Below are 25,858 nucleotides of genomic sequence, written 5' to 3'. Positions count from 1 at the left end.
TAAGCCAGAAAACTGGGAAAAGTAGAATAGTGAAATATGATTTCAAGAACGGTTGGAACCCAATATCCATTTACCTCCCCGTGCTCTATACGTATGGGTTTACACGTAAAAGAACCGTCAGGATGCAATTTCCCTGACGGTTTATCTTACAAACAATAACTATTTTTTCTCAGCCTTAATCGCTTGATCCGCTCTTGTCTTCATGCTCTGAATCGTTTTTTCCAAGGGCTGTACGCCCATTACATATTTCTCGGTTTCCTCGTTTATAATTTTGGTCATTTCCGGTAAAGCGGTGGAAATCGTTTGAACCGGGAACGTGTAATCACCCTTGATCAGAGCTTTCAGAGAGTCTACATTAATCAGGTTTGCTGCATCTCCAACCATGAGATCCGCCACTTTATCCACATCGATCTTCTTGGAAGACGGCAAGCGTCCGCCGGGAATCATCAGAAGATCCCCTTCTGTTAGGTACCACGAAATAAATTGAAAAGCTTCGTCTTTGTTTGGAGAAGTATTGTTAATGGACATTAAGTCGTTGAATCCTGCCGTATTCACTTTGCCGCCCTTCTCCAACTGGGGAACCGGCGCAAATATCGTTTTGAAGTCATGCGGGAAACTTTTGGTGTCCTTCACACTCCTTAGCAAATGTGTACCTCCGAAGACCATGGCCGCTTTACCGGTCAGAAGCTCGCTTTGAGGAACCAGTTTGTTAGCAATAATATCCGGCCACTTGACCGATAATCCTTTATCCTGCAGTGCTTTTTGATACTCCAACCCTTTCTTGACGGCAGGGCTGTCGAAGGTGGACATTCCATCAGCTGTATAATAGGAATCTATCGGCTTATTCTCAATAATGGAAAAACGTACCATATTATCCCCTGGAGCCAGGATAAAACTGCCCTTCTGATCCGGTGTATTCAGCTTCTCTGCAAGAGCCATGTAGTCATCCCATGTCCATCCTTGAACCGGAATCTTCTCTCCCGCTTTCTCCAAGGCCGTTTGATTAATCAGAACAGAGGATAACAGCTTTATGGCCGGTAAATAATGCTTCTTCCCTTTAAACAGGACGACATTATCTTTGCCGATGATATCATCCACATTAAACTTGTATTTGCTAATCAAATCATCCAACGGAAAGGTAACACCCGCGTTCACTCGGCGATTATAGTTCGTTTCTCCATAGCTGAAGAAGATGTCCGGGGCGTCGGAGTTACTGATAAGAGCCGTATCAAGCTTCGTATTGCCGCTATCGTCGTTCGCGTAACGGTAATACTCCATTTGGATATCAGGATGCGTGCTGTTCCACTTCGTGACTACATCCTTGGGTCCGTTCTCTTCAGGAATACTGCCCCAAATCTTAAGTTTGACCGCTTTCTTCGGTGCCGCTGAACTTGCCGTGGTCGCTGCGGAGGGAGATGAACCGTTTTGGTTGTCGCCTTTGGAACAGCCGGAAATAATCAAACTAAATGCCATTGTGAGTGATAGTGCGGAATAAATCGATTTCTTCATACTGGTAACCCCTTCTCTTTCTTATTTTTATTTAGTTGAAACATCATTAGCATAGCAAAGGGATCCTTCCTGCGGAATGAAATCATTTAAGATCTTACCCGTCTTGTTTTATCCATTTAGTGAATGTAGCGCTTACGATATTCTTGTGGATAAATCCCTTCGATTTTTTTGAACAGCTTGGCAAAGTAATTAGGGTCCGAATAGCCGATCGAATCCGCAACCTCATAAATTTTTATATGGGGTAGCTTGAGAAGTTCCCTAGCTTTCTGCATTCGCATACGGATCATGTAGTCGATCATCGTTTCACCGGTTTCCTTCTTGAATAAGGAGCTTAAATAAGGTTCCGTAAAATTGACTTCCTTTGCTAAGTCGGACATTTTTAAGGATGTGCTGTACTTTTCTTCGATTATTTTTTTAACTGCTTGGATTTCGGGGCGAGGTTGATGAACCGTGCTTGCGCGCAAATGCTCGAAGAAGACTGAAATCCAACCAATCAACCACTCGCTTATTTCTTGTATGGACTCAGATAGCCTCACGACATGATGAGGATACTTCCCTTCGTAAGGCATGATAGAGTAAAGGTTTCCTCCTCTATCTTGAAGGAACACCTCGAAGAGGTGCACGATCTGCAGCCATCGTTCTCTGACCAGATCCGGATAAGGTCTTCGTATCCCCTCTTCCAAATAGGCATCAGCCATATTTCTTATGGCTTTCTGAAGAGCTTCTTTGTCATGACGTGCCATCGAATCCAGAAATTCGTCCCGTGATGATATGGGTAAAGCATTGTATGTAAACATTTGCTCTCTATAGTGAATGACACGATTCGAATCGTTGTAAAATCTCTCCAATAGCGCTTCTTCGGCAAACCCAAATGCTTCATGCAGGTCGTATGCTCGTTCAATAGGGGAGTACATACCGAAATAGACGGGCAATTTGAGATAACGGTGCATACATTCCGCCATCTCCTGAAGCATCGGCTCCGCCCCCATCCCTGAAATCATAGCGAAATGCCCTCCATCCATTTCCACAATGTGCCCTTCTCTATATTTGCGCATAATTTCCCGAAGTACATTCATCACAGAAAAACGCAACAACTTCTCACTCTTGAAGCGATTTTCATCTACAACAGACTCGTAACGGTCAATTTTCAACAATGAAACAGTCCATGGAAACGAGGGAAGAAGATCTTCATATTCCTGTGAAAGTTCACCCGCTTCCCTCTCAGAGTATTGCATAGTCATGAGATCACGCAAATGCTTTTCCATCGTTATTTCCTGACGATATTGAAACGCATTCCGGCTAAGTTGTATCGTTTCCTCCTGCTTTTTACGCTCGTCCTCGATTTCCATTCGGATCTGTTGCAGCTTGGTTTGAAGATCCTCTGGCTGCATGGTCAGCTTCAATATATAGTCGGAAGCTCCAAGCTGCAAGGCACGCTTAACATATTGGAAATCATTATAATTCGACAAGATTAAAATTTTGATGTGCGGATATAGTTCCTTCACCCGTTCCATCAACGAGATTCCATCCATATTTGGCATGGAAATGTCAGTAATCAAGAGATCGCATGACATTTCAGAAAGAATGGTAAGTGCATCCAATCCATCCACCGCCTCGCCGATCAATTCGAAGCCGAATTCCTCCCAAGGAATAAAAGTTTTGAGTCCAAGCCTTACCAAAAATTCATCTTCCACTAATAAAAGCTTTGTCATGCTGGATCATCCTCCATCCTTTTCCAAGGCAGCCTTACAACCGTCTCAACGCCGGCATCATTACCATTTTGCATAAATAGCCCATATGGTTCCCCGAAATGCATACGGATCCGACTTTGAACATTCTCAAGTCCGATTCCACTGTATTTCCCTTGCCTTATGGGATTGGATCTTTCGCGAGCTTCATCTTCAAGCTTTCTCTCGGACAGTCCTTGCCCATTATCTTTAATGGTGATAAACAACAATTCATCTTCGTGATAAGCCGCGATGAGGATTATTAGAGGCATTCGATTCCCATGGATGATACTGTTTTCCACAATAGGTTGAAGGGTGAATTTAAGAATGCGAGCAGACAACAGTTTTTCGTCGACATCGATTGACAAATCGATATTATCGTTAAATCGAATTTTTTGTAGCGAAAAATAATGTTGTATAAAATCAAGTTCATCTCTCAGTGAGACAACTTCACTGTCTTGCTTCATACTGTAGCTTAACATGATACCAAGGGAAGTAATCATATCCCCAACGTTTTTAGCCCCTGAGAATAAAGCCAGCCACTTAATGGAATTGAGTGCATTAAACAAGAAGTGGGGAGAAATCTGGGCTTGCAGGGCATGAAATCTTGCTTCCTCTTTAAGCTGCTGCTCTTCACGAAGCGTCGCAACCATTTCCTTCAAGCTCGACAGCATACGGTTGAAATGATGGCTCAGCAGTCCGATTTCATCGTTTCCTCCCAACAATGCGGGCTTATCGAAATTTCCGGATGATGCTTTCCCCATTGCCTGCACGAGCGAGCGAATAGGTTTCATCAAACGTAGGGTAAAATAGACATATATGAACAGAAAGCATAGGAATAAAACAATGACACTCCATGTCGTTGCGGAACGTACGTTTTTCAACTGCTGAATCCATTGTTCCTGCATGGGAATCCAGCGCAGCTGCCAACCTGTTGCTTTTAAGGTTTGTGTAAACGCAGATTGTTCCACTGCCGATTCAGTCCTGTTCCACAAATCATTTCGTCCCCAGAGCAAACGGTTATTATCGGATATCAGGAATTGAGCAGGGGAATCCTCCTGTAAGCCATTGGAAACGAGAAACATTTCCTTGATTGGAAATGCGATAAAGACTAAGCCATACCCCTTTGTACTCTCACCTTTAATTAATCGGACCATGGTAATAAAGCCCCCTTCTTGGTTCCCTTCAAGGCCTTTGACTTGCAAAGAAGGAGTCACTCCCCAAGCCGGAGCACCGTTTTTTTCTTTAGCTTGTTTCACGTAATCCGGTATCATTTTAAGAATCACTTCATCTTGATTTGTTGCAAAGATGCTGCCATTAAATCCATAAACCGCAACAATTGCATGGTTGTCCAAAATATATGCGATCAGGTTGTCCATTTTGCTCTGTAGTCCTACTACCTTCTGGTAGGTGGGATAATCATCTAAATCCGATTGCCCCGAATTTCTTAGCAATTGCAAAACATCATAGTCATTAGTAAGTAAATTCGATACATTTAAAGTCCGATTCAACATATCGTCGGCTCGATCCGTAACCCGCTTTAGAACCTGAGTTTGTGTATCGCTCATTTCTTTCATAATAATTTTGTCAGATTGAACGAAGTAAAGATACATCATAAATAAAATGGGAGCTACAATAAACAACGTAAATACAAGTAAAAATTTCAGGCGCAAAGAGAAAAATATTTGCCTCTTGTTCATTGTCACACTCTCTCTTCTTCGGAATCCATGTACAATAGCAACCGTCCACTGTACGGTTGCCTTGTTTATTTTTTATATTTACTATTATAACTCCCACATTACTTAAATAACTAGGTGCTGTTTCATGTTTAAGCATGGTTATATTTAATTTAAAGGTATGGATTCAAACAGAAAGCCGACATCTCATGATGTCGGCTTTCCATATATACTTTAAGTTCAATTATAACACATAGATGGAAAAGAGAATGATTGCGCCGACGATCCAACAATAATAAGCAAAAGGCTTCATAGCCTGAAAGTCATGCTTTTTGAACCATTTCATAAGTGCCCATACGGCAATCAAAGCAAATATGCCTGACAATACACCACCAATTAAGGACATACTCAATAGCCCATTCATACCCGTGCGCAATTTGGGAACTTCCAAGATACTAGCACCTACAATAACCGGTGTAGCTAAAAGCATGGAAAAACGAGCAGCAGCTTCATGTTTGAGTCCCATCCAAAAACCGGCAATCATACTGGCCCCCGATCTTGAAAAACCAGGAACCAAGGCTAACGATTGAAACAAGCCGATAACTAACGCTTGTCCGATTTTTAAATCTTCAACCTCTTTATTCCCCTTACCAGTAGCTTTTTCTCCAAAGTACAACAGGAGTCCATTGACGACAAGAAAAATAGCGGCACTGGTCACACTGCTGAAAAGATGCCTAAGTGTTTTTTCGAATAGTACACCTATCAATCCTGCAGGTATAGTTCCTGCAATAACAAGTATAAGAATTTTTTTGGACTGTGAAGGTCCTCCAGAGAAGAGGGAACGCAACATATTCACCCAATCCTTGCTGAAAAAAAGCAGCAGTGCTATAGCCGTACCTAGATGCAGCATGACCACATAAGGCAAAAAATGCTCCTTGAGGAATTCTGGATCTAAGTTCCAATGAAAGACATAGGGTGTTAATACACCATGCGCTACACTACTTACGGGAAACAGTTCAGTAATTCCTTGAATAATGGCGAAAATGACGGTTTGAATAAAATCCATGATCGGTTACTCTCCTATAAATGAAGTATGATTTTGGCAATCGTGAAATAGATGATGAGCCCTGTACCATCTACTAATGTGGTAATAAATGGACCTGAAATGACGGCAGGGTCTGCTTTTAACTTATGTAAAATTAATGGTAATATGGCTGCAACAAAGGATGCCCAAATAACAATAGTCATTGACGTGATGCCAACAACAAGCCCTATGTTCCAATCAACACCAAGAAACCAAGCTCGTGCACATGCGATTAATGAAATGGAAGCACCTGTCATGAGACCTGTCGTTACTTCTTTTCTTACTACTTTTAGAATGTCGCGGAATTGTACTTCACCAACTGCCAGTGCCCGTACAAGCGTAGATACTGTTTGTGTCCCTGTGTTCCCTCCTGTTCCAATCAGTAATGGTATAAAGAATGCCAGAGCAATGACTTCTGACAGTGTTTCCTCGTAGTGTCTTAGAACCGTACCCGTATAGGCTTCTGCCACAAATAACACCAATAACCAAATGATTCGTTTTCTATAAAGCTGAAATACAGACGATTTGAAATACGTATCTGTTAGTGGTTGGCTTCCGCCTAACTTCTGAATATCTTCCGTTGCTTCTTCATGAATGACATCGATCAAGTCATCGACCATGATAACGCCGATTAATCGGTTTTGAGCATCGATAACGGGAAGTGCAACCAAATCGTATCGAGATAGCAGCTCCGCGGCTTCTTCTTGTTCCATTGTAGCAAGTACATAAATAACATCTTTCGTTACAATTTTGGATATCTCCGTTTTAGGATCATTTAGAATGAGTTCCTTCAATGAGACTACACCCAGAAGCTCCCCTTTATTGCCAGTCACATACACATAGGAAGTGATTTCTGCATCATGTCCGATTTTACGGATATGTTGTAGGGTCTGCTCAATGGTCCAGGCGCTGCGAGCTGCAATATAATCGACCGTGGCTAAACTGCCCGCGGTGTGCTCGGGAAAGGTCATTAACGTTTGAACCTTTTGTCGATAATCCGAAGGAAGATGATTAAGGAGCTTTTCAGCTTGATAACGATGTATAGCCAGCATCATATCAGCTACTACGTCACTTGACATCTTGTTTAGAACCTGTGAAGTCATGGTCTCTTCTAAATGATAAAGAATGCGGTATTGCATTAAAGGCTCTAGATACTCCAATATCTCAGCAGATAAATCAGGAGGCAATACCCCCATCAGTTTGAATTGTTCCGTCTTGTCGAGTTTTTCAACGCATTTCGCCAAATCAAAGGGTCTGAACAATTCTACATACGCGATGAGGGAGTCTTCATCGGATTCGATGATTTTACTTTTTAATTCTTCGAGCTCAATCATGCAGGTATACTCCTTCGGTTAAAATGTAGCAAACGGAATAATGGATGCAGCAACTTGGGGGATCATTATTGATTAGCTGCGCTTTCCTTACGCCTTCGATTATTATCCCGAGAAATGCTTAATAAAATTCCAACGCTTGCCATGCAAAGAATCAAGGACGATCCGCCGTAACTGGTAAAAGGAAGCGGGACCCCGGTGACGGGTAGACTGCCAGTTACTGCCCCTAAGTTTAATAGGAATTGAATGCCGATCATGGATATCAACCCCATTCCAAGCAGCATGCCAAATGGATCCGCACATTGCATAGCCGCAGTAAATCCTCGCCAGAAAAATACAAAGAATACAATGAAAAACAAAGTTGTTCCGAGAAGTCCTAATTCCTCTCCAATAACGGCAAAAATAAAATCCGTATGTGCTTCCGGCAAATAAAAAAGCTTCTGAACGCTTCGTCCTAATCCAGTTCCCGTGAGGCCACCGTGTCCTAAAGCATATAGGGACTGAATAAGCTGGTACCCTGAATCGGATTCGTTATCGAATGGATTTAAAAAAGAATGGATCCTTTTGAGCCGATAGCTTTGACTTATGGCAAGGTAAATAAAAACCGGTACAAGTCCTACACCGAGCATTAACAAATGGCGCAAATCAACACCGCCGATTGTAATGATCGTACCTGCAATAAATGCTAAGATTAGCACAGTACCAAAATCTGGCTGCATCATGACAAGCATAAGAATCAAACCAACCATGACCAGCAAGGGAGACAATCCTTTTTTGAATGATCGGATCTCCTCTCCTTTTTTGCTGATCAAAGCCGATAAATACACGATGATGGATAGTTTTGTGAATTCAGCCGGTTGTATGTTGAGCCCACCCACTACAAACCATCTTTTTGCCCCATTAATGTTCGTACCTACAAGTAAAACCAGAAATAGCAATAACAACGAGAAGAGCATGAGAAGCGGCCCTGTTTTTTTCCAAATTGTAAAGGGCAGGTTCATAAATGTGAGCATTATAATGAGTCCAATCCCTGCAAATAGGCCTTGTTTGGACACGTAAAACCAGCTGCTTTCATGGGAATGAATAGCTTTTGCTGAACTGGCACTAAATATCATGACAAGGCCAAAGCCGACCAATAAAACAGCAACAAACAGCAGAAGAAAATCTGGACGGCCCTTAATTTTACTAGTCAAATCATGAAACTCCTTCATAACAAAGTGTCTAGTTCATCTATATTTGCGTTCCCAGCACAAATAGGCTCTCTCGTAAGAGAGAGCCTTTGCTTACCATCAGCATGACTAGCCCGAAGGCTCGCTCTCCATATCCACTCACATTGTATGGATGATTTTATCCAAATCAAGATGTCCTTGATACCATTTCTTAGTCCATAGTTTTAATGAATTATTCTGCCATTCATATATATCCAGTCCATTTTCTCCCGCGCCCAATGACCATCCCAGAATGATCTCAGGACGACCGTCATTCGTAACATCCGTAAGGCCTGCGTAGTCTAAACCATAACCGAAGCCCTTCGTATCCCAAATAATTTGCCATTCTTCATTATGCTGCTTCAACAATGCTGCCTTAAGAATCTTGTCTTTCGTAAGGTTCTCTTCATAAACAACCATTGCCTCATCGATCCCGTCGCCATCCACATCTCCGAATGATATGCTTTTTCCTTTGTTCCCGTGGTCCGATCCTAATAGCCTGGCCCCGTCAGGAAGCAATGCTCGGAGGACGGTGTTGAAATCCTCCCCTTTGTCATTCACATCGGAGGAGGGCGATTTAATTAAATCCATCGGGGTAGAAGGCATTTCACACCCATTGATCCATAATAATGAAGTTACAATGAGCCCTGTACAAATCCATTTGTTCAACATTTTTTTTGCTCCTTGCATGTCTTTGTACTGTTCTATTTTATATTTTTAAGGAAAATAAAAGGTTATGAAATAGTTAAAAATAATTATCTCCTTTTATTGGAAGAAAGATTTCCACTTTCGTTCCTCTTCCCACCTTACTGTGTATTTTTAGCTCCCCGTGATGTAGTTTGATGATTTGTTCCGAGATCGATAAGCCCAGACCGCTTCCGGCAGCATGGATGTTTCCTTTGTAGAACTTTTGGCATACATTTGCTAAGTCCTGCTCATCGATTCCCGAACCCGTATCCTCAACGGTGATGATGACCTGATGCTGCTCCGCATGGGCATACATGTTAATGCGTCCATTGGGCCCGGTAAATTTCAATGAGTTGTCTAACAGGTTAATGAATACTTGTTTGAGCCGATTTTCATCAGCTTGGATGACAGGAAGTGAATCATCAGCATGTACATCCAATAAAATCTGCTGTCGAGCAGCTCTGGGAGCAAGCTGTTTGCCAATATGTAAAAGCAAGCTTTTAAGATGAACGGACGTAGGCAATAAGGCTATTCGACCGTTATCCAATTTAGCAAAGTCAAGCAGTTCATCTACCATGTGGGTTAGCCTATCGGTTTCAGTATCGATAATTTCAAGTCCGTCCTTTAACAGGTTCTTATCCTTTTCCTCAGTCGAAGCTAAGGTAACAACCCAACCTTTTATAGACGTTAGCGGCGTACGAAGTTCATGAGAAACCGATGATATAAAATCGTTTTTGATCTGTTCGTTTTTCAGTATTTTTGCTGCCATTGTATTTAATGTATCTGCCAACGCGCCTAGCTCGTCCCGATAGTGCTTATTAGCTCTGACGGAGAAATCCCCTTCAGCCATTTTTTCAGCTGCTAATTTTAGTTCAGTAATTGAGCTAGTGATAGTCCTGGATAGGAGGATACCGAGAACGGCAACTATGGCAATAACCAAAAGTCCGACAGCAATAAAGATGGCGGAAACTTGATTAACCGTTTTCTCCGTTTCCGTTAAAGACGTAACAAACCTAACAACACCAACCGTATTTTGCTTGGTTTGCAACGGATAAGCTACCGCTAATAGGGCTTCTTTGGAATTTGGTTCATATCCTTTCCAAATGCCTATTTTCCCCATACACGCCTCTTGTACATCCGGATATTGGTTCATCCTCTCACCAGCAGGAAGTCCGGTTGAGTCCTGAAGAAGCTGACCAGATGCATGGATGATCTGGACCTGTGCAGCTGAATTATGTGAAAATCCACTCAGAAGCCGTTCTGATTGCTTCTCGATATCTTCGTCAGTGGCATATTGATGAAAAAAAGAAGCAGAAAGCTCCGCTTGATTCGTCAATATGCGTTCAACATTATGAAAATAATAATAGTTCACCAACATAATCAGGAAAAACTCCAAATGGTAACCGTAATGATAATGACAACGAGATAACTTCCTACTAATCTTTTTTGAATACTCAACCGTTCAAACCTCTTTTCTCCAGCGGTATCCCAATCCCCATACGGTCTCGATCAACTTCGGTTTGGATCCATCATCTTCAATCTTTTCCCGAAGTTTTCGAACATGGACATCTACAGTTTTGGTATCCCCTACAAAATCTTCTCCCCAAATAAGGTTCAATAGATCATTCCTGGATAAAGCTTTATCGGGGTTTTCCAAAAATGTCTTGATCATTTGATATTCCTTAGGCGTTAATTCAATAAAGACATCATATTTAAATAACTTATTGGCATCTAGATCTAGGCGGATTGAACCAGATTGAAGTGTTTTTCTTTGTGAATCGGTCACCTTATGGGTGCGTCGCAATACCGTTCTGATTCTGGCTACGAGTTCTAACGGATTAAACGGTTTAACAATATAATCATCAGCACCAAGCTCAAGTCCCCTAATCTTGTCCAAATCTTGCGCGCGCGCAGTCAGAAAAACAATCACAATGTCAGGATCGATTTTTCTTAACTCCTCACAAAATTCAAACCCATCCATATCAGGCAGCATAATGTCCAGAACAACAACATCAGGCCGACATATCGAAATAAGTTCTAATCCAAGCCCTCCCAAAGCAGCCTCAGTAACTTTGAATCCGGATCTTTCTAAATTAATCGCAACAAACCGTCTAATATTGTCATCGTCCTCCACAATAAGTACTTCGTTTCGAAATAAATTTTCCATGTGTGCCTCCCTGAAACCAGATAAATTCAATTCTAAAACAAAAAAACTCTCTATATAAAACGAGAGCTTTGGGAAGTCAGATATCCAACTCTGTATATTTATAATATCACAACCTATTTCCTTGTAAATCGCTACAAAATCCTTATGGACTACTTTCATTTATGTCATAAAATACAACCCCTTACGTAAAATATAGGATACGTGCATGAGCAGCAAAGCATCAACCGAACAATGAATTGCTTGCAATTAACAACAGCATAATGCCACTAAGAATGGTCCCGAATTGACCAACTGTGAAAGAACCAATACGAATCCCCGCTACTTTTCCACCTAGAACAACACCGAGCCATACCGTAATGAAACTACCGACAGCGGCGGTTATGGATATAGCTAGAGGCGATAATCCAAGTAAGCCTGCACCTAGGCCATTCGTAATTGCATTAGCAGAGAGCGCTACCCCTAGAATGCAGGCCTCACCTAAACCAATATCTCCCGATTTATCCCTATCCGCCATTTCAGGATTCTTGAGAATTGACTTCACGTCAGTCGCATCGGTTTGATTCTGATCCGCTTCTGGCGGTACATGTTGTTTCTTTCGCGGCATTGCTAATAAAATAATGCGAATACCAATAATAATCAATAGAAACGCACCTACCAAGACAGGATAAATGCCAGGCAGAACCTTGGAAAGCCATGTTCCGGAGAAAATCCCGATCATGCTGAAAAGAAAACAAATAATGGCGATAACGACATTTGAAGAAAAACCAATCCGCGTACCACGAATACCATAAGAGATACCTACACCTAAATTATCCAAACTTGAAGATACCGCAAATCCTAGGATCAAAAGCCATGTTGTCATTTTGTTTCACTCCTCCATACTGTATACAGTCAGAGTATTGATGATGCAGCAAAAAAGTGCTTTTCCAAATAAAAAGTGTTGAGATTATTTCAACACAGGCCAAAAGGGGTGAAACCATAGGATGTCTGAATCCAAAATTAATGAAACACTCGGAGTGACTTTAACCTCTTTATTAAAGTCGCGTTCCTTCTCCATGCGGAAACTAAGTTCACTTACGGGGATTGATACGGCTACCATTTCTCGAATCATCAGTGGGAAACAAAAGGCAAGACTCCATCATTTGGAGACCTTTGCCCTTCACCTCGGAGTTCCAACCGCACAATTATTTCAAGCAGCAGGATTCGATATCAGTGTGCCACAAGACGAAAGGCAATCGGATATTTACACATCCATAAGTAGTGTGCAAAAAATTCTGCAGTCTTCCAATTTCATCGATCATCAGTTTACAGCCGAACTCGTTCAGAAAGAACTGAGCAAATATGAGCAATATGCCTTAACGGAAGAAGGAAAGCAAATCATTATCGATGACTTCCCTACTAAATTTGCAAGTGTCAATGGAGCCGGACCTTTCATTGATAGGCTTAAGCAAATGTATCTTCAATTTTGCGAAAATGACATTACATCAGAAAGACGTGCACTACTTGGAAGCGCACTTCTTTATTTTGTTATGTCCGCTGATATCATTCCCGATTACGTTTTTCCGCTTGGCTATTTGGACGATGCCATTGCTGTGCAATTGGTACTTGATCGTCTAAAGCAGTCTGAAGATATGGCTTGATCATTTATTTATAAGTGTTCAACCGATACGGTTAAAACATGGTCAATTTTTTAAATATAATAGTAAATTTCTGTTGTATATTGTTTTTCTGGTACCGAAAGGGTGATATCCAGCAATTGTCTGTCATTGTCCAAATCCTTAAGTTTCATATGTCGGATTTTGAATGGACCTTCATTAGCACCCACTTCTTGATCCTTCCGCTCTATCGCCTTGATAAGTTCAGTCAAACGAAGATTAGGCTCCAAAACAATTTTCACTGCAACATCGTATCTATTTAGAGTGGTAGGCCCAATGGATTTAATGGCATAAGGAACCAGATTTACGGCCAGAATAAGCAGCACGACTGCGCAAAAAGCTTCCGTGTAGAAGCCAGCCCCGATCGCAATGCCTAAACCGGATGCCGACCATATTAGCGCTGCGGAGGTTAGACCGGATATGACTTCGTTGCTTCTTCTTAGAATCACTCCTGCCCCTATAAAACCAACTCCACTAACGATCTGTGCGGCTAATCTCATCGGATCCATGTTAGGATGTGAGGACCCGGCAAATTTACCAAAAGCTTCGATAGAAACGATTGTAATCAAACAACTAATGATACAGATGACCATACTAGGTCTAATCCCGAGCTGCTTTTGTTTGATTTGTCGATCGATGCCTATCAGTAATCCGAATAGTAAAGCAAGACTTAATTTCATTATCATTTCCATAGTAGTCATCTGTATCACCTGCTTTATTTAATTTCTACAGCCATTCGTTAAACTTACGGATATACCATTTTTTGATCGTTTGCGTTAATACGCAATAGCTAAGCAGTATACCTACCAACCAAGGGAAATAGCTCATTGGCAGCGGCTGTAAACCAATACTTTCGCCAAACGCCGAAAAAGGGATATAGATGCCTGCCAGCATAATGACGCTCGTCAACAAAATCACAGGCAAGCTCGCTTTGCTTTGAATAAACGGGATTTTCTCCGTTCGAATCATATGCACAATTAACGTTTGTGATAATAATCCTTCGATAAACCACCCAGATTGGAACAGGGATTGTTCCCCCACATGGTTGGCGGAAAAAATATAATACATCACAAAATAAGTTACATAATCGAAAATAGAGCTAATGGGACCAATAAAAATCATAAATCTACCGACAGACTTAGCGTCCCATTTTTGCGGTTTAGCCAAAAATTCTTTATCCATGTTGTCCCAAGGAAGCGATAAATTGCGAAATATCATAAAATAGATTTTGGATAAGCAGATGAATAGGAAGCATCGGCAGGAAAGGCAAGAAAGCACTTGCGCCCAATACACTGAACATGTTGCCGAAGTTGGAACTTGCCGTCATTTTAATATATTTGATGATGTTCCCAAATGTTTTACGCCCTTCAATGACTCCTTCTTCCAGTATCATTAAGCTTTTTTCCAGCAAAATAATATCTGCTGATTCCTTCGCGATATCGACAGCCGTATCCACAGAAATACCTACATCCGCATCTTTCAAAGAAGCTGCATCATTAATCCCATCCCCCATAAATCCTACGGTATGCCCCTTGCTTTGCAGTGCTCGAACGATCCTTGCCTTTTGCAGTGGGTTTAATTTAGCAAATACGATCGTATGTTCAGCTAAATTCGCTAATTGTTCATTCGAGAGGTGATCAATATCAGCTCCCAGAACAATTTCACCCACTTCAATCCCCACATCCTTACAAACTTTACGAGTAACTGCTGCATTATCACCCGTTAGTACTTTCACAGCTACCCCATTTTCTTTCAAGACCTTAATGGCAGTAGCAGCGCTCTCTTTAGGAGGATCTAGGAAGCCGATGTAGCCAACAAGGATCATATTGCTCTCGTCTTTTACACCGTACTCCTCATCCTTTGAATCCAAATTTTTAATGGCAACAGCAATGACTCGCAACCCATCGTTATTCAACTCATGGATAAGTTGATTCACTTTTTGTATCATGTCCGTTGTAAGAGGGACAACTTTTCCGTTATCCAGCGCATACGAACAATTGCTAACTATTTCTTCCATTGCACCTTTACAAATGAGAATGTGTTCTTTCGTGTGTTTCTCTAATATGACTGACATCCGCCTGCGATTAAAATCAAAAGGTATTTCATCTATTTTGGTAAAGTTTTTTTGAGCTCCCAACATATCCGTTAGTTCAGCGCGCTCCAATACCGCGACATCCAACAAATTTTTTAATCCTGTTTGATGATAGCTGTTCAAATAGGCGTATTCCAATACCTCTTCATCATCGTTTCCATATATATCCAAGTGTTTCTCGAGGATGATTTTATCTTGTGTCAATGTTCCTGTTTTGTCTGTGCATAAAATATCCATTGCACCAAAGTTTTGAATGGCATTGAGTTTTTTTACGACCACTTTGTTACGAGCCATTGCAGCCGCACCTTTAGCTAAGTTTGCCGTAACAATGACTGGCAGCATTTCCGGCGTCAAGCCGACTGCGACCGATAGACCGAAGAAAAAGGCTTCTACCCAATCTCCCTTTGTAAAACCATTTATGAAAAAAATAATCGGAACCATAACGAACATGAAACGAATGATGACGAAGGTTACGCTATTAACTCCTTTATCAAAACTAGTCATCGGCCGCTTGCCTAACAGCGTCTTGGCCATGGAACCAAAATACGTGGAAACTCCTGTTGAAATGACAACTGCCGTTGCCGTACCGCTAATAATATTGGTTCCCATATAACACATATTATTAAGTTCCAAGGCGTTCATCGATAAACGTTGTTTATCTTTCGATATTCTCCCGATACCTCGCTGCATCGTGTCCTGTTTTTCAACAGGCAACGCTTCCCCGGTTAAGGAGGCTTCCGCAACGAAAAGATCTTTGGATGAAAGTAATCTTACATCCGCTGGAACTAAGTCCCCCGCTGAGAGGTGGATCACATCACCGGGTACTAACAGCTCCAAATCCATTTCTTTTCTTACGGATTGACGAGTTACGGCTACCGTTGTTTTAACCATGGCTTTGAGCTTTTCCGCCGTCCGAATGGAACGAAATTCCTGAGTAAAGGTAATCAGGACGCTGATTGAAACCATCGTGCTGATAATCATTACAGCTTCCATATCATCTGTAAAATACGAAAAAATATCTAAACCAAGCAGGATAAGGATGAACGGATTCTTAAAGCATCCGAGCAGTTGAATGAACCATGCAGGAGGTTTTTCATGCGCAATTTGATTTTTCCCATAAAGGTTTAGTCTGACAAGGGACTCAGCTTCCGTAAGTCCTTGAACGTTGCTCGACAGATCTTCCATCAAATCATCCACTTGACATCTGGATGCATGGATGAGTCGCTCTGCAATTTCTTTATTTAATACTTCAAAGTTTGTTTTTTGTTTGTTCATAATAATTTCCTCCAATTCAAAATAAAGCCAATATAACACACAAAAAAAGCTCTCCCTAGCATCAGGGAGAGCTGACCGTTTTATCGTGATCTCATTCGCTCGCACATCAAATACGCATGCTTAAATAGACCTGCCCAAGTGGTACTGACAGCCTAGCATATACGTATGGGGAACATTCGAGAGCGAAGAGAACACGGTTCTCCCTCATTGCATGGTGTTGATGATGATAAGTTTTACAACTCGGACAACTGTCCATGTGGATGTTTCCCCCTTTTCAAAATAAAATGAAAAACCCTCTAGACAGATACTAGAGGGTTGAATGAATGCGCACAAAAAAACATTCGATATTCCCCCTAGTCGAGTTTTGGCACTATACAACGTAAAGAGACTACATAGTCTCTTAGCCACCTTATGAAAAGCCTTAATCCGGCAATCCCTGTTCTACCCATTGGCATCTTTCGATGTTTCCGGGCAGTGGCCTGTATTTGTATAGGAGCCTCACCTAACGAGGACATATGATTACTTTCGAATAGTACTCCTTCAATTTGAAATTGTCAATAGACAGAAAAAAATATTTTGATTTAGCAGTAATTTCATGTTTTCACATAAGGATACCTTGACATATTCCCGAGCATACACTACTTCCCTTTTGTTATATAGGTTACAAATATCCATATTCTTTTGACGTCTAATTCTACCTAATAAGTGAACCTGTGTGTTCCCGAACCTATCTGGAGCACATCCCCGAAGCTGTCGAGGATACCCGTCAATTCCGCCACTTCACTGCCATTACCCCTTTTTGGTTCCTCGAATTCCGAACTCAATAATTTTCACCTTTACATTTACTTTTATAGGCAGCATGCTAAATGTCGTATCCCAATCGTCCTTTATTTGTTTCCAAACTTTCGGATACTTAATTTCCAGTTTCTTCCCAAAATTAATGACATCTACTTTATATTCTTTTTGTGTTTTAGCAAGAGCTGTTTCAACTGATTTCTTAATAGATACTTCAGTTGCTTGCTCCGCTCTTTTTACAAAGCTTTCTTCTAGAGCATTTCCGGGATATGCCCAATCTTCCCTTAGTCTTCCTTCTGTTTGAATGTTGACTTCAAAAGAAATTTGCTCTGCCTCGACTTTTGGCACGATGGTACTTTTTATCGTTCTAACTTCATAGACGATCCTCTCACCGCTTTTTGGATCCACACCTTTCGTGATACCTGTTTGTTTGTTTCCTCCCTTCAGCCAGTTCAAACCAACAACCTCCTTCTCTCCGATCCAACCTATCATTCTTCCTTGATCTCCTTTTATGACGGCGGCTCCGGCAAGTTTGTTTTCCTTTCCAAAAGTGACTACACGTTGAATGATAAAACTCTTTTTACCAGTCAGATTTTCTGACATATCCCCTAATTCTAAAAGAGGCGGTATAAGTAAAGTCTTATGAAATTCTTCAGCCATCCCTCTTAATTTCAAGGCGGGATTAGAGTCAATTCCTTTCTTTTGAAAAATATCGCTGGTTTTACCCTCCGAAATCATGACTCGAATGGTTCTTCTCGTTTCTGTATTACGCAATAAGAAATTAATCATATTTTGCAAATCAAATGTCTTGGCCAGCTCACCGCTAATCACAATAATTCTTAGATGCTCATAGCTAGGAATACGCGATAGCCTCGATGACAATCGATTTATGTTATCAAAAACAGCATCTCCCTCACTGACAATATTGATATAATTATTTAAAGCAAGTCCACCTTCCTTTGCAGCGAAGTGCTTGGGAATAGCAAAGTGATGCATCATAGAAATCCGCTTGTTCTTTCCTTGAATCGGTTGGACTGCCATTGTTTGACTTGGCTCTTTCATATCCTCAGAAGGCTTGTCGAATCCAATTCCAAGGACAATCCCTACATCCTCAATTTCAACTCGATCCCAACATCCCGTGATAGGAAAAAGGAGAATCATACAGGACAACATGCAGATCCCTCTAGCTGCTTTCAACACTCTTCCCCCTTAGCATAAGGATCACCCAAAAAATTAATGGCATGATGATGATGGTAAAAAGGGCTAAATACCCGATGAAATCCCCTAGTTTAAACACACTATTCAAATCTCTCGGATAGATGGCAACTATATAAATAACGGGAAGCGTCGCATAAACAAAGATTCGATAATCCTTTTTCAACACTTGACCTAGCCCGAAACTGGCCACATATTGAAAAGGCACAAAAGCCGTATACATCGACAATACCCACAGAACAGAAAACAGGGACTCGAACCGTTCGAAAAACTCTCCAGGTAATTCTATGTTTTTGGCTACTGTCATCGTCGGCCATGTCACCGTCTTCACTTCTTCAACGGTCAGCGTGCCAAATGAAATCAGGACGACCAACGTATATAAAATAATGACCACACTGATTCCTAACATCATCGATTTTACAGCCTTCTGCGGTTCTTTCATAAAGGCCGTAAAAATGAGCATGATTTCAAAACCACTATACGCTATAAAAGAGGTCTTGATCCCTTTCAGTACCGGTACAACGCCATCTCCCAGCACCGGTCTTATATTATCAAATTCAAAGTCTTTTAAACTGAGCACAATAAGCGCTACCAAGATATAATGAAAACAGGAAAAAAAAGTTCATTCAGACGAGCTATAGGGTTTATTCCTGCCAATGTCAGATAGGCTGCAACACTCAGGAAAGCAATCATGATCACTTCTATAGGGGTGCTATCCAACAAATACATACGGATAACTTCTCCCATCACACGCAGAAGGTACCCGGAAGAGAGCGTGACATAAAGCACAAAGATGATTCCATGGAGAATACCTACATATTTCCCTGCTATTAATTGACTAAATTGAAAAAAGGTCAATTTGGGAAAGCGTTGACTTAATTTAATGATTACATACCCGATGAGTAAGGCGATAACGCCGCTAATGATAACGGAGATCCAGCCATCAGGAGTTCCAACGTCTTTGGCTACCCCTTGCGGAAGAATGAGGATTCCTGATCCTATCATACTTTTGGATACAATCATGAATGTTTGTGTGGATGTAAGTTTGTCTCTAGGATTTATCTTCATGATGCTTTTCTCCCATTTGCTCTCTACTGTCGTGTACGGTCTTGGGGTTTGTTCATCTCAGGGCGTCGTTTCATCATGTTGAGCGGCATTCTCATGAGTAAATCTTTCCAATTATTTATTTTTATAGGAACTATAGGTTCCATGTAATCAACCCCAAAGCTTTTCAACTTTACTAAATGGACCGTCATGACAATAAGCAGCAGCATCATTCCGTAGAGTCCAAGTACAGCTGCCGCTAACATCATCGCAAATCGGAGCATCCTTATCGCAATCCCTCCTGCATATTGTGGAAGAGCAAAGGAGGATATCGCCGTTAGAGCGACTACAATGACCATGATCGGGCTTACGATTGCTGCTTGAACGGCAGCCTGCCCAATGACCAAACCACCAACTATACCAACGGTTTGTCCAATAGGTTTCGGGAGACGAAGTCCAGCTTCCCTTAGAATTTCAAGTGTAATTTCCATAATCAACGCTTCAATAATAGATGGAAAGGGAACTCCCTCTCGTCCTGCTGCGATGGATATCACGAATTTCGTCGGAATTAATCCATGATTGTAGGAAATTAAAGCAATATAAAGAGCGGGAAGAAATAACGCGATAAACGCCGCCCCATACCGCAAAATCCGAATTAATGAAGAGGGCAGCCATCTTTCATAGTAATCCTCCGACGAAGTCAACAGCATAGAAAACGTAACGGGAATAATCAATGCAAAAGGAGTACCGTCGATTAATAAAGCTACTCGTCCTTCCAGCAGAGCGCTTGCTACCCGGTCAGGACGCTCTGTATTTTGCATCTGCGGAAATGGCGATAGATAACTATCTTCGATCAATTGTTCGATATATCCTGATTCAGGAATCTCATCGATATCGATCCGCTCGATTCTGCTTTTCACCTTCAGTAGCAATTCTTCGTTAGTCAGTCCCTTAATGTACATAAGGGATACATTTGTTTTTGATCGTCGACCGATCTTATAATTGATCATCGAAAAATTCGGGTCTTTGATGCGGCGGCGAATAAGTGCCGTATTGTTGCGGATGTTCTCGACAAACCCTTCCCTAGATCCCCGTACCGTAGCTTCGGATAGAGGCTCTTCGATTGCGCGGCCATTCCATTCAGCCGTACCAAGGATGATGACATCCGTAACGCCATCTATAAATAATGCGGTATTCCCCTCCATGATCTGAAGAACGCAATCATTCAAGCATGGAACCTCATTTATTTCGGCAATCCAAATAACCGAATCTGCGATGGCATTTTTTATTTGTTCCTCTGTAACCTCCGAATTCGGATCGGGAAAGTCTTTGGCCAACATGAGTGGTTTAATCACTTGTTCGTTAAGAGCCGCTTTATCGACTAAACCATCCAAACACACAACGGCTACCTTCCACTGATAGCTAGTTATTCTGAAAGTTCGGAAAATAACATCGGGACTGTGCCCTAACATCTCTCGCATCAATTGCAGATTATCTTCCAGATTTTCACTCCAATTAGCCGCCATCGCTTTACTTCCCCCTCCTCCCACTACCCTGCAGCCAATTATTAATCTTAGAAATACCAAAAGGAATTGCAAAGGAACATAAGGCTCCAATCCATATATCTAATCTCGGAAAATAAATCATTACTTTGTGCCACACATCCAAATTCCTTTCAGCCTAACAAGATGTTCTAATGATTATTATTCCAAAATAGCCAAAAGTTATTAACCAAGATTTCCGATCTGCAGAATATCTGCTAAATATAAAAAGGTTATGGCACCCATTGAGGCACCACAACCTTTTATATAATTACTGCGTCTATCGTATCTCGGATAGCTGTTGTTGCTTCGACAAGGTTCTCGACCGGAAAGATGGGACGATGTGCGTTGTGTACATCATTCCTTCGGCAAAATTGCAAAAATCTCTGGATCGCTGACTGCTGCCTGCATTTCTTCTTTTGTCATGGTTCTTTCTTCGCTCTCTCCACCTAGTATGTAATGAACGGGAGTCGGAATGATTCGCGCGGCATACTCACCCGAAGGAGCGGGCTTCCCCTCAGCGTCTTTCTGATCCCATTCAATAAATAAGGACTGGAGATTCGTACGTTCAAGAGACGCGACTGAGAGAGACGGCAGCTTTCGAGTCCACATGATCTCTTTCTGTTCCGGATGCTTCAAGGCTTCTTCCGAATCATCCTTGAGCCTAAAGATTTGCATATCAAACTCAAACGGATGCGTGAGAGTTACCGAGGTGCTTCGGACACGCAAATTGAACAACACTCCTTCCTCGGGCTCGTAACCATGACGCTGGGAATATTTCGACAGATTTACATCAAAGGACACTCCATGGGTCCCCTTCGCGGGAGGGTCTGACCGAAAGAGGCTCCAGCTGCCAATTAACGATCGGTTGGAAGCATTCCGAGGCTGCGGAACCCATAGGTCTCCGTCAAAGCCGTGGAATAAATACCAATTGAGCATGTCGTCCCCCGACCACATAGCGATGCTCTTTACCTGTTGCGGGGAATAGTAGCCTTTCGGATGAGCGATGGCATCAGGACTTGGATACCTATAGACAGCTGTATCCTCTGTCAGATGCAGTAGTTCGTTTGAAGCCACAGTTCCAAGCGGCCGCTTCTTCAGTGACAGCCCTGGGTTGACCCAAGCCATACCGGTAGAGCCGATCTGCACTTGAAACCAGTCATTCCAGCGCGCCGAAGCTGTCAGAACCGTACCCGGATCGAGCCAATTCAAATCATTTTCCGTCTCTGGCGCGGATGAAGAGTAGCCACCTGTAGGGAGCGTTATGGATTCTTGGACTGGCTTGACGTCGACCCGTTCGTCCGTTGGCAGCACCCATCTTGGTCCTTGATCGGTTTGGATTTTGTACCAAACAATTTCATGGAAGCGATACCCGTCTTTTCCGGTATCCCACGTGGCTAGGACATGTACGGTTTGCGGAGCAAGAGCAATCGGCGCTTTTTTAAGATAAGGGGTTTCATACAACTGTTCCTTCCGGGTCAACAGCATATCGAAGTCGGCAGGTTCCTCGTGAATTTCTTCCAGCAATAAAGGCGCATCAAGCCACTTCGGCATCCCGTCTGCGGATTGAATACGGTACCAATCATGATATCGCCCAGTAATATAGATCTCCTGGGGAGAAATAAACGGCGTTTGCCATCCATCCAACAAAGGAGTGTCGCGAATCGCTTCAATTCTTAGCGTGTGCATGGTGACATCTACAGAATCAATTTCCCCTTCTATGACTGTACCTGCGATTTTGGGAATCCATTGTTCACCTAACCATGTATCCACTTTGTACCAAATCGTCGTACTATCAACTAATATTTCCTTGACCTTTAGTGTTTGAAAATAACCCAATACACCTGTTGGTGCTTCTTCCGCCGCATGGGCATAAAATGGGGTATCCTTCACAACAGTTATAAGTGTAGGATTGGATTGGTCTGGCTTAGCTGCAGAAGAGCTACATGCGATCATTAGACTTGCTGCTGCAGAGCATCCTGTTAAAACGAGCTTCCATTTTCTTTTCATCTGCCCACTCCTTTCTGCTCATTTAGACGATATGCTGGAGCAAAAAGTTCCTTTGTTTTCCCATTTTCTGTATCTTCATTTATCATATCCGGATTTTTTTGTTTTTTTATTCACTCGTTTCTATGTAGTAGGGACAGTAGTTTATTGTATGGGACTATTTTAAGGGTTTATTAACTTTCATAACGTGCTAAGCCGTAGCTCATAAAAATACTGCACAATTGGATGCTTTAACTTCATCTTCTCGGTCATGTTTAAAATTCGCTTTTTTCCAACTCTTCTGTCAACCAAAGCTAAAATATTCAATAAGATATCATTGCTCTCTAGGCTTTCCTCTATAGAAATAGATAAAAACTTATTTGCTACAACAATAAAATTGGATTTACTTAATGCTGACTGTTCTGATAAAAGCTCCTTTGCATATTCTGATATTTTTCTATTTCTTGCAATTACTTTGAGACGATCCTCCGGAACTATCCCCTTGGTATCTTTTCTGACAGCTTCAATTTCTTCATTGTTGATAGGAATTTGGATATCTGGATCATTCTTTATTTCCAGCTCCGTATGATACCATCTGATTAAGGTAGTTATATCACTCATACTGAGTATGTTCTTTTTATCTACCGCAATATAACAAAGTCCTGCTTTATCAGGTAAATAACGGTAGCTAGTTGCGCGGTATTCTAACCTTCCATATAGCGCAGGACAGAGAAAGCTCTCCAAAAGTTGCTTCAATTTGCTCCAGGCCATGTAATCCTCCTATTTAACGAGTGAACTTGCCATCTAACACCTTGAATCCCATAAAGGCTTCTATATCCTATTGAGGCAAGTCGTTCTATTATCCATAATACAATAACCAACACTTCGATCATAGTGAACCTCCCCCACTTACTTGCTAGCACAAGTTGAGGTCGGGGCTCTTACCATCAACATCCTACTCCTATAGTAGCGGGTTTGCCACGTCTATTCCATAAAACCCTTTATGGGGTGCATCGAAACTGCCTAAGTTGGTGTTGAAAGAAAATAAAGTATTTGACTGGATGAGTTGATCACACGCGTCCTTACGAATTACATTAGTATTAGACTGACCCTAATAAAATAAACAGCGGCAGCCATGGACTGAAAATAAAGTCCTAGACTGCCGCTGTTTATTGAACTATCGTTCGCCGTTAGGTCAATGCCAATCCCATTCCGAGTGATGGTGATTATGAGGCCCCGTTAGAGCCTCGCGAACGTGATGTAATCGACTTGGACGGGCTCTGCCGATTCGATCCGAAGTACCCGGTTGATCTGTCCTCGGTGATATTGCCCATGTAAGAGGACCTGCGACAGGATGTCCCGTACGGACGTTCGGAACGGAACCCCGCTCTGGTTCGCATAGTCGACCATCTCGTCCAACTCGGATTCCTCGAGCTCTTCGATATAGACGCGATATTGCTCGGCGTTCTCTTCGAACATCGTCCGGAGCGCCGTCAGGTCTTCCGCTTCCTCCCACAACGAATATTGCGCGCTGCCCTTGCCCTGCAATCGGGACAGCCAGACTCGTTCCGCGACCGCGACGTGCCGAACCAGCTTCAGAAGGTCCTTGTTCTTCGTCTCACTCTCCTCGAGCGCGTCCAATATGCGTCCGTCTGCCCAGTACAGGTGGTCCATCATGCGCTTGATCGTCTTCATTTCGGTTTCCCCCTCTTCGTCTCATCGATTACTTGAACCTACTGTTATCGTTAGCTTAATCAATGTAGTAATTATCCTTTTGTTTAAGCCAATTTACAATGATGTTTTTAAATGTTATTGTTGGCAACTCGCAATAGGCTTCATTATCAGAATATGAGTCGATAATCTTCACAGATGTATTATTAAGCTGGATTACAAAGTATTTTACATCGCCGAGAGTTGAATTTTCTACTTTCCCATTTAATACTTCGTTTATTGAGTCGATTAGCCAGACACCATTTTCATCTTTATCTTGAAGATTTGTCCCAATAAAAGCTTCTAACAAATCGGAACCTGCGGGCAAAGATATAACGGTTACACCGTTTAAATCAATAAGTTCAAACCTCATATTCACACCTCTTATTCATGCACTTCATTCTTCAATAGTTCAACATTGATTTCGAACTATCCTGCCCGTTACTTGAGAAAAGGCAACCAATCCACGGGCTGGCTGCCTCTTCATGTTGCTATTGAACTCTCGTTCACCGTTAGCGGAGTGAACCCAAACGGGTGCAGATTGGTAACCAAGATTCAGCTATCCATACTCCATTAGGGTAATTTCAATAAATCAATACTAATAGAATACCACTAAAAATCCATAACGAAGGAATCAAGCATAAGATAACTGCTAATCGCGATTTATTCTTTGATTTAAATATCCAAGATAAAATTGAACAAACTATTACAGCAACAGGGTACAGACTTATTACAACCACACAAATAATTCCCCATAGAGAGATCCCATTATCAAACGCCATGAATGATAATCCCCAAACTAAAAACCAAAACGGTAATGAAATCAAATATATGGTTTGAGTGATACTTAAAAATACTTTCATTGAACACCTTTCTTTGAAATTATTTGCTCATGCCGCTCTTTCATTAAACTTCTTATAAACGAACTCCGTAAACTATCCGTTTACTTGAATTAATATTCGTTAAATAACCAAGCTATCCTGCCCGTTCGTCAACGAAAAAGCAGCCGCTCCATCTGGACGGCTGCATTCATGTCTTTATGAACTATAGTTCCCCTTTAGTCATAATGAACGAGGCGGCCCTCATTCGCCTAACGTAGGTTGCTTTTGGTTAGAATGAGTAGTGGATTCTACTTAAAACCAAATGCAGAGCTACA

The 25,858-nt window shown here is 41.8% G+C and carries 18 protein-coding genes, 2 pseudogenes and 1 riboswitch; of the genes and pseudogenes, 1 reads left to right on the top strand and 19 read right to left on the bottom strand.

Going from position 1 to position 25,858, the window contains the following annotated elements; translation table 11 throughout:
- Positions 1-159: 159 nt before the first annotated feature.
- From FU659_RS23195 to ytaF, 10 genes are all read right to left on the bottom strand, one after another.
- On the bottom strand, positions 160-1,509 hold the full coding sequence (locus tag FU659_RS23195; protein WP_147949728.1) for an ABC transporter substrate-binding protein: 1,350 nt from the start codon (positions 1,507-1,509) through the stop codon (positions 160-162).
- A 116-nt stretch (positions 1,510-1,625) separates the two neighbouring features.
- Entirely contained in the window at positions 1,626-3,221 is a 1,596-nt protein-coding gene (locus tag FU659_RS23190) for a response regulator transcription factor (RefSeq protein ID WP_147949727.1), read from the bottom strand.
- The gene (locus FU659_RS23185; protein ID WP_147949726.1) at positions 3,218-4,936 is read right to left on the bottom strand and encodes a sensor histidine kinase; all 1,719 of its coding nucleotides are present in this window, start codon (positions 4,934-4,936) and stop codon (positions 3,218-3,220) included. The genes FU659_RS23190 and FU659_RS23185 overlap by 4 nt, the downstream gene beginning before the upstream one ends.
- Before the next feature lie 220 nt (positions 4,937-5,156).
- Positions 5,157-5,978, bottom strand: coding sequence for an undecaprenyl-diphosphate phosphatase (locus tag FU659_RS23180; RefSeq protein WP_147949725.1), 822 nt, complete (start codon positions 5,976-5,978; stop codon positions 5,157-5,159).
- Between the two features lie 14 nt (positions 5,979-5,992).
- Positions 5,993-7,330 (bottom strand): magnesium transporter, encoded by a 1,338-nt coding sequence (gene mgtE / locus FU659_RS23175; protein WP_147949724.1) that lies wholly within the window; start codon positions 7,328-7,330, stop codon positions 5,993-5,995.
- A gap of 65 nt (positions 7,331-7,395) precedes the next feature.
- Positions 7,396-8,520, bottom strand: a complete 1,125-nt coding sequence (gene ftsW / locus FU659_RS23170) for a putative lipid II flippase FtsW (protein ID WP_147949723.1) — start codon at positions 8,518-8,520, stop codon at positions 7,396-7,398.
- Between the two features lie 135 nt (positions 8,521-8,655).
- On the bottom strand, positions 8,656-9,207 hold the full coding sequence (locus FU659_RS23165) for a hypothetical protein (protein WP_147949722.1): 552 nt from the start codon (positions 9,205-9,207) through the stop codon (positions 8,656-8,658).
- Between the two features lie 73 nt (positions 9,208-9,280).
- Positions 9,281-10,600, bottom strand: coding sequence for a sensor histidine kinase (locus tag FU659_RS23160; protein WP_261807986.1), 1,320 nt, complete (start codon positions 10,598-10,600; stop codon positions 9,281-9,283).
- Positions 10,601-10,684: 84 nt separating this feature from the next.
- The gene (locus FU659_RS23155; protein WP_147949721.1) at positions 10,685-11,389 is read right to left on the bottom strand and encodes a response regulator transcription factor; all 705 of its coding nucleotides are present in this window, start codon (positions 11,387-11,389) and stop codon (positions 10,685-10,687) included.
- A gap of 220 nt (positions 11,390-11,609) precedes the next feature.
- A complete protein-coding gene (ytaF, locus tag FU659_RS23150; RefSeq protein ID WP_147949720.1) occupies positions 11,610-12,251 on the bottom strand; it encodes a sporulation membrane protein YtaF in 642 nt (213 codons plus the stop codon).
- 121 nt (positions 12,252-12,372) lie between these two features.
- Here ytaF and FU659_RS23145 point away from each other — a divergent pair, with 121 nt between their 5' ends.
- Positions 12,373-13,029, top strand: coding sequence for a DUF1232 domain-containing protein (locus tag FU659_RS23145; protein ID WP_147949719.1), 657 nt, complete (start codon positions 12,373-12,375; stop codon positions 13,027-13,029).
- A 50-nt stretch (positions 13,030-13,079) separates the two neighbouring features.
- On the opposite strand, the gene FU659_RS23140 is transcribed toward FU659_RS23145, so the two are convergent.
- From FU659_RS23140 to FU659_RS23095, 9 genes and pseudogenes are all read right to left on the bottom strand, one after another.
- Positions 13,080-13,736 (bottom strand): MgtC/SapB family protein, encoded by a 657-nt coding sequence (locus tag FU659_RS23140; RefSeq protein ID WP_147949745.1) that lies wholly within the window; start codon positions 13,734-13,736, stop codon positions 13,080-13,082.
- Positions 13,737-13,770: 34 nt separating this feature from the next.
- Positions 13,771-16,411: pseudogene (gene mgtA, locus FU659_RS23135) on the bottom strand (magnesium-translocating P-type ATPase).
- 343 nt (positions 16,412-16,754) lie between these two features.
- A riboswitch (M-box (ykoK) riboswitch) is annotated at positions 16,755-16,928 on the bottom strand.
- A 272-nt stretch (positions 16,929-17,200) separates the two neighbouring features.
- Positions 17,201-18,403 carry a Ger(x)C family spore germination protein gene (locus FU659_RS23130; protein WP_147949718.1) on the bottom strand — a complete coding sequence of 401 codons (1,203 nt, stop codon included), beginning with the start codon at positions 18,401-18,403 and terminating at the stop codon, positions 17,201-17,203.
- Positions 18,390-19,426: pseudogene (locus FU659_RS37475) on the bottom strand (GerAB/ArcD/ProY family transporter). Before FU659_RS37475 ends, FU659_RS23130 begins: the two are co-directional and overlap by 14 nt.
- Positions 19,427-19,512: 86 nt before the next feature.
- Positions 19,513-20,991: a spore germination protein gene (locus FU659_RS23115; protein ID WP_147949715.1), complete on the bottom strand. Its 1,479-nt coding sequence runs from the start codon at positions 20,989-20,991 to the stop codon at positions 19,513-19,515.
- A gap of 372 nt (positions 20,992-21,363) precedes the next feature.
- Positions 21,364-23,016: a hypothetical protein gene (locus FU659_RS23110; protein ID WP_147949714.1), complete on the bottom strand. Its 1,653-nt coding sequence runs from the start codon at positions 23,014-23,016 to the stop codon at positions 21,364-21,366.
- 177 nt (positions 23,017-23,193) lie between these two features.
- Positions 23,194-23,763 carry an SF0329 family protein gene (locus tag FU659_RS23105; protein WP_147949713.1) on the bottom strand — a complete coding sequence of 190 codons (570 nt, stop codon included), beginning with the start codon at positions 23,761-23,763 and terminating at the stop codon, positions 23,194-23,196.
- Positions 23,764-24,231: 468 nt separating this feature from the next.
- Positions 24,232-24,687, bottom strand: coding sequence for a DinB family protein (locus FU659_RS23100; protein ID WP_147949712.1), 456 nt, complete (start codon positions 24,685-24,687; stop codon positions 24,232-24,234).
- A 55-nt stretch (positions 24,688-24,742) separates the two neighbouring features.
- Positions 24,743-25,075: a hypothetical protein gene (locus tag FU659_RS23095; RefSeq protein ID WP_147949711.1), complete on the bottom strand. Its 333-nt coding sequence runs from the start codon at positions 25,073-25,075 to the stop codon at positions 24,743-24,745.
- Between the last annotated feature and the right edge of the window lie 783 nt (positions 25,076-25,858).

It is taken from the genome of Paenibacillus sp. N3.4, from assembly GCF_008017805.1.
In the GTDB taxonomy this organism is placed as follows: domain Bacteria; phylum Bacillota; class Bacilli; order Paenibacillales; family NBRC-103111; genus Paenibacillus_E.
This window is presented reverse-complemented; position numbering and strand designations above follow the sequence as displayed.

Coding starts and splice junctions, on each gene's coding strand:
- FU659_RS23180 (WP_147949725.1), bottom strand. CDS start 5,978: ATGGATTTTATTCAAACCGTCATTTTCGCCATTATTCAAGGAATTACT.
- FU659_RS23115 (WP_147949715.1), bottom strand. CDS start 20,991: ATGGCGGCTAATTGGAGTGAAAATCTGGAAGATAATCTGCAATTGATG.
- FU659_RS23155 (WP_147949721.1), bottom strand. CDS start 11,389: ATGGAAAATTTATTTCGAAACGAAGTACTTATTGTGGAGGACGATGAC.
- FU659_RS23100 (WP_147949712.1), bottom strand. CDS start 24,687: ATGAAGACGATCAAGCGCATGATGGACCACCTGTACTGGGCAGACGGA.
- FU659_RS23095 (WP_147949711.1), bottom strand. CDS start 25,075: ATGAGGTTTGAACTTATTGATTTAAACGGTGTAACCGTTATATCTTTG.
- FU659_RS23105 (WP_147949713.1), bottom strand. CDS start 23,763: ATGGCCTGGAGCAAATTGAAGCAACTTTTGGAGAGCTTTCTCTGTCCT.
- ytaF (WP_147949720.1), bottom strand. CDS start 12,251: ATGACAACATGGCTTTTGATCCTAGGATTTGCGGTATCTTCAAGTTTG.
- FU659_RS23165 (WP_147949722.1), bottom strand. CDS start 9,207: ATGTTGAACAAATGGATTTGTACAGGGCTCATTGTAACTTCATTATTA.
- FU659_RS23195 (WP_147949728.1), bottom strand. CDS start 1,509: ATGAAGAAATCGATTTATTCCGCACTATCACTCACAATGGCATTTAGT.
- FU659_RS23160 (WP_261807986.1), bottom strand. CDS start 10,600: ATGTTGGTGAACTATTATTATTTTCATAATGTTGAACGCATATTGACG.
- FU659_RS23110 (WP_147949714.1), bottom strand. CDS start 23,016: ATGAAAAGAAAATGGAAGCTCGTTTTAACAGGATGCTCTGCAGCAGCA.
- FU659_RS23140 (WP_147949745.1), bottom strand. CDS start 13,736: ATGGAAATGATAATGAAATTAAGTCTTGCTTTACTATTCGGATTACTG.
- FU659_RS23185 (WP_147949726.1), bottom strand. CDS start 4,936: ATGAACAAGAGGCAAATATTTTTCTCTTTGCGCCTGAAATTTTTACTT.
- FU659_RS23145 (WP_147949719.1), top strand. CDS start 12,373: ATGTCTGAATCCAAAATTAATGAAACACTCGGAGTGACTTTAACCTCT.
- mgtE (WP_147949724.1), bottom strand. CDS start 7,330: ATGATTGAGCTCGAAGAATTAAAAAGTAAAATCATCGAATCCGATGAA.
- FU659_RS23190 (WP_147949727.1), bottom strand. CDS start 3,221: ATGACAAAGCTTTTATTAGTGGAAGATGAATTTTTGGTAAGGCTTGGA.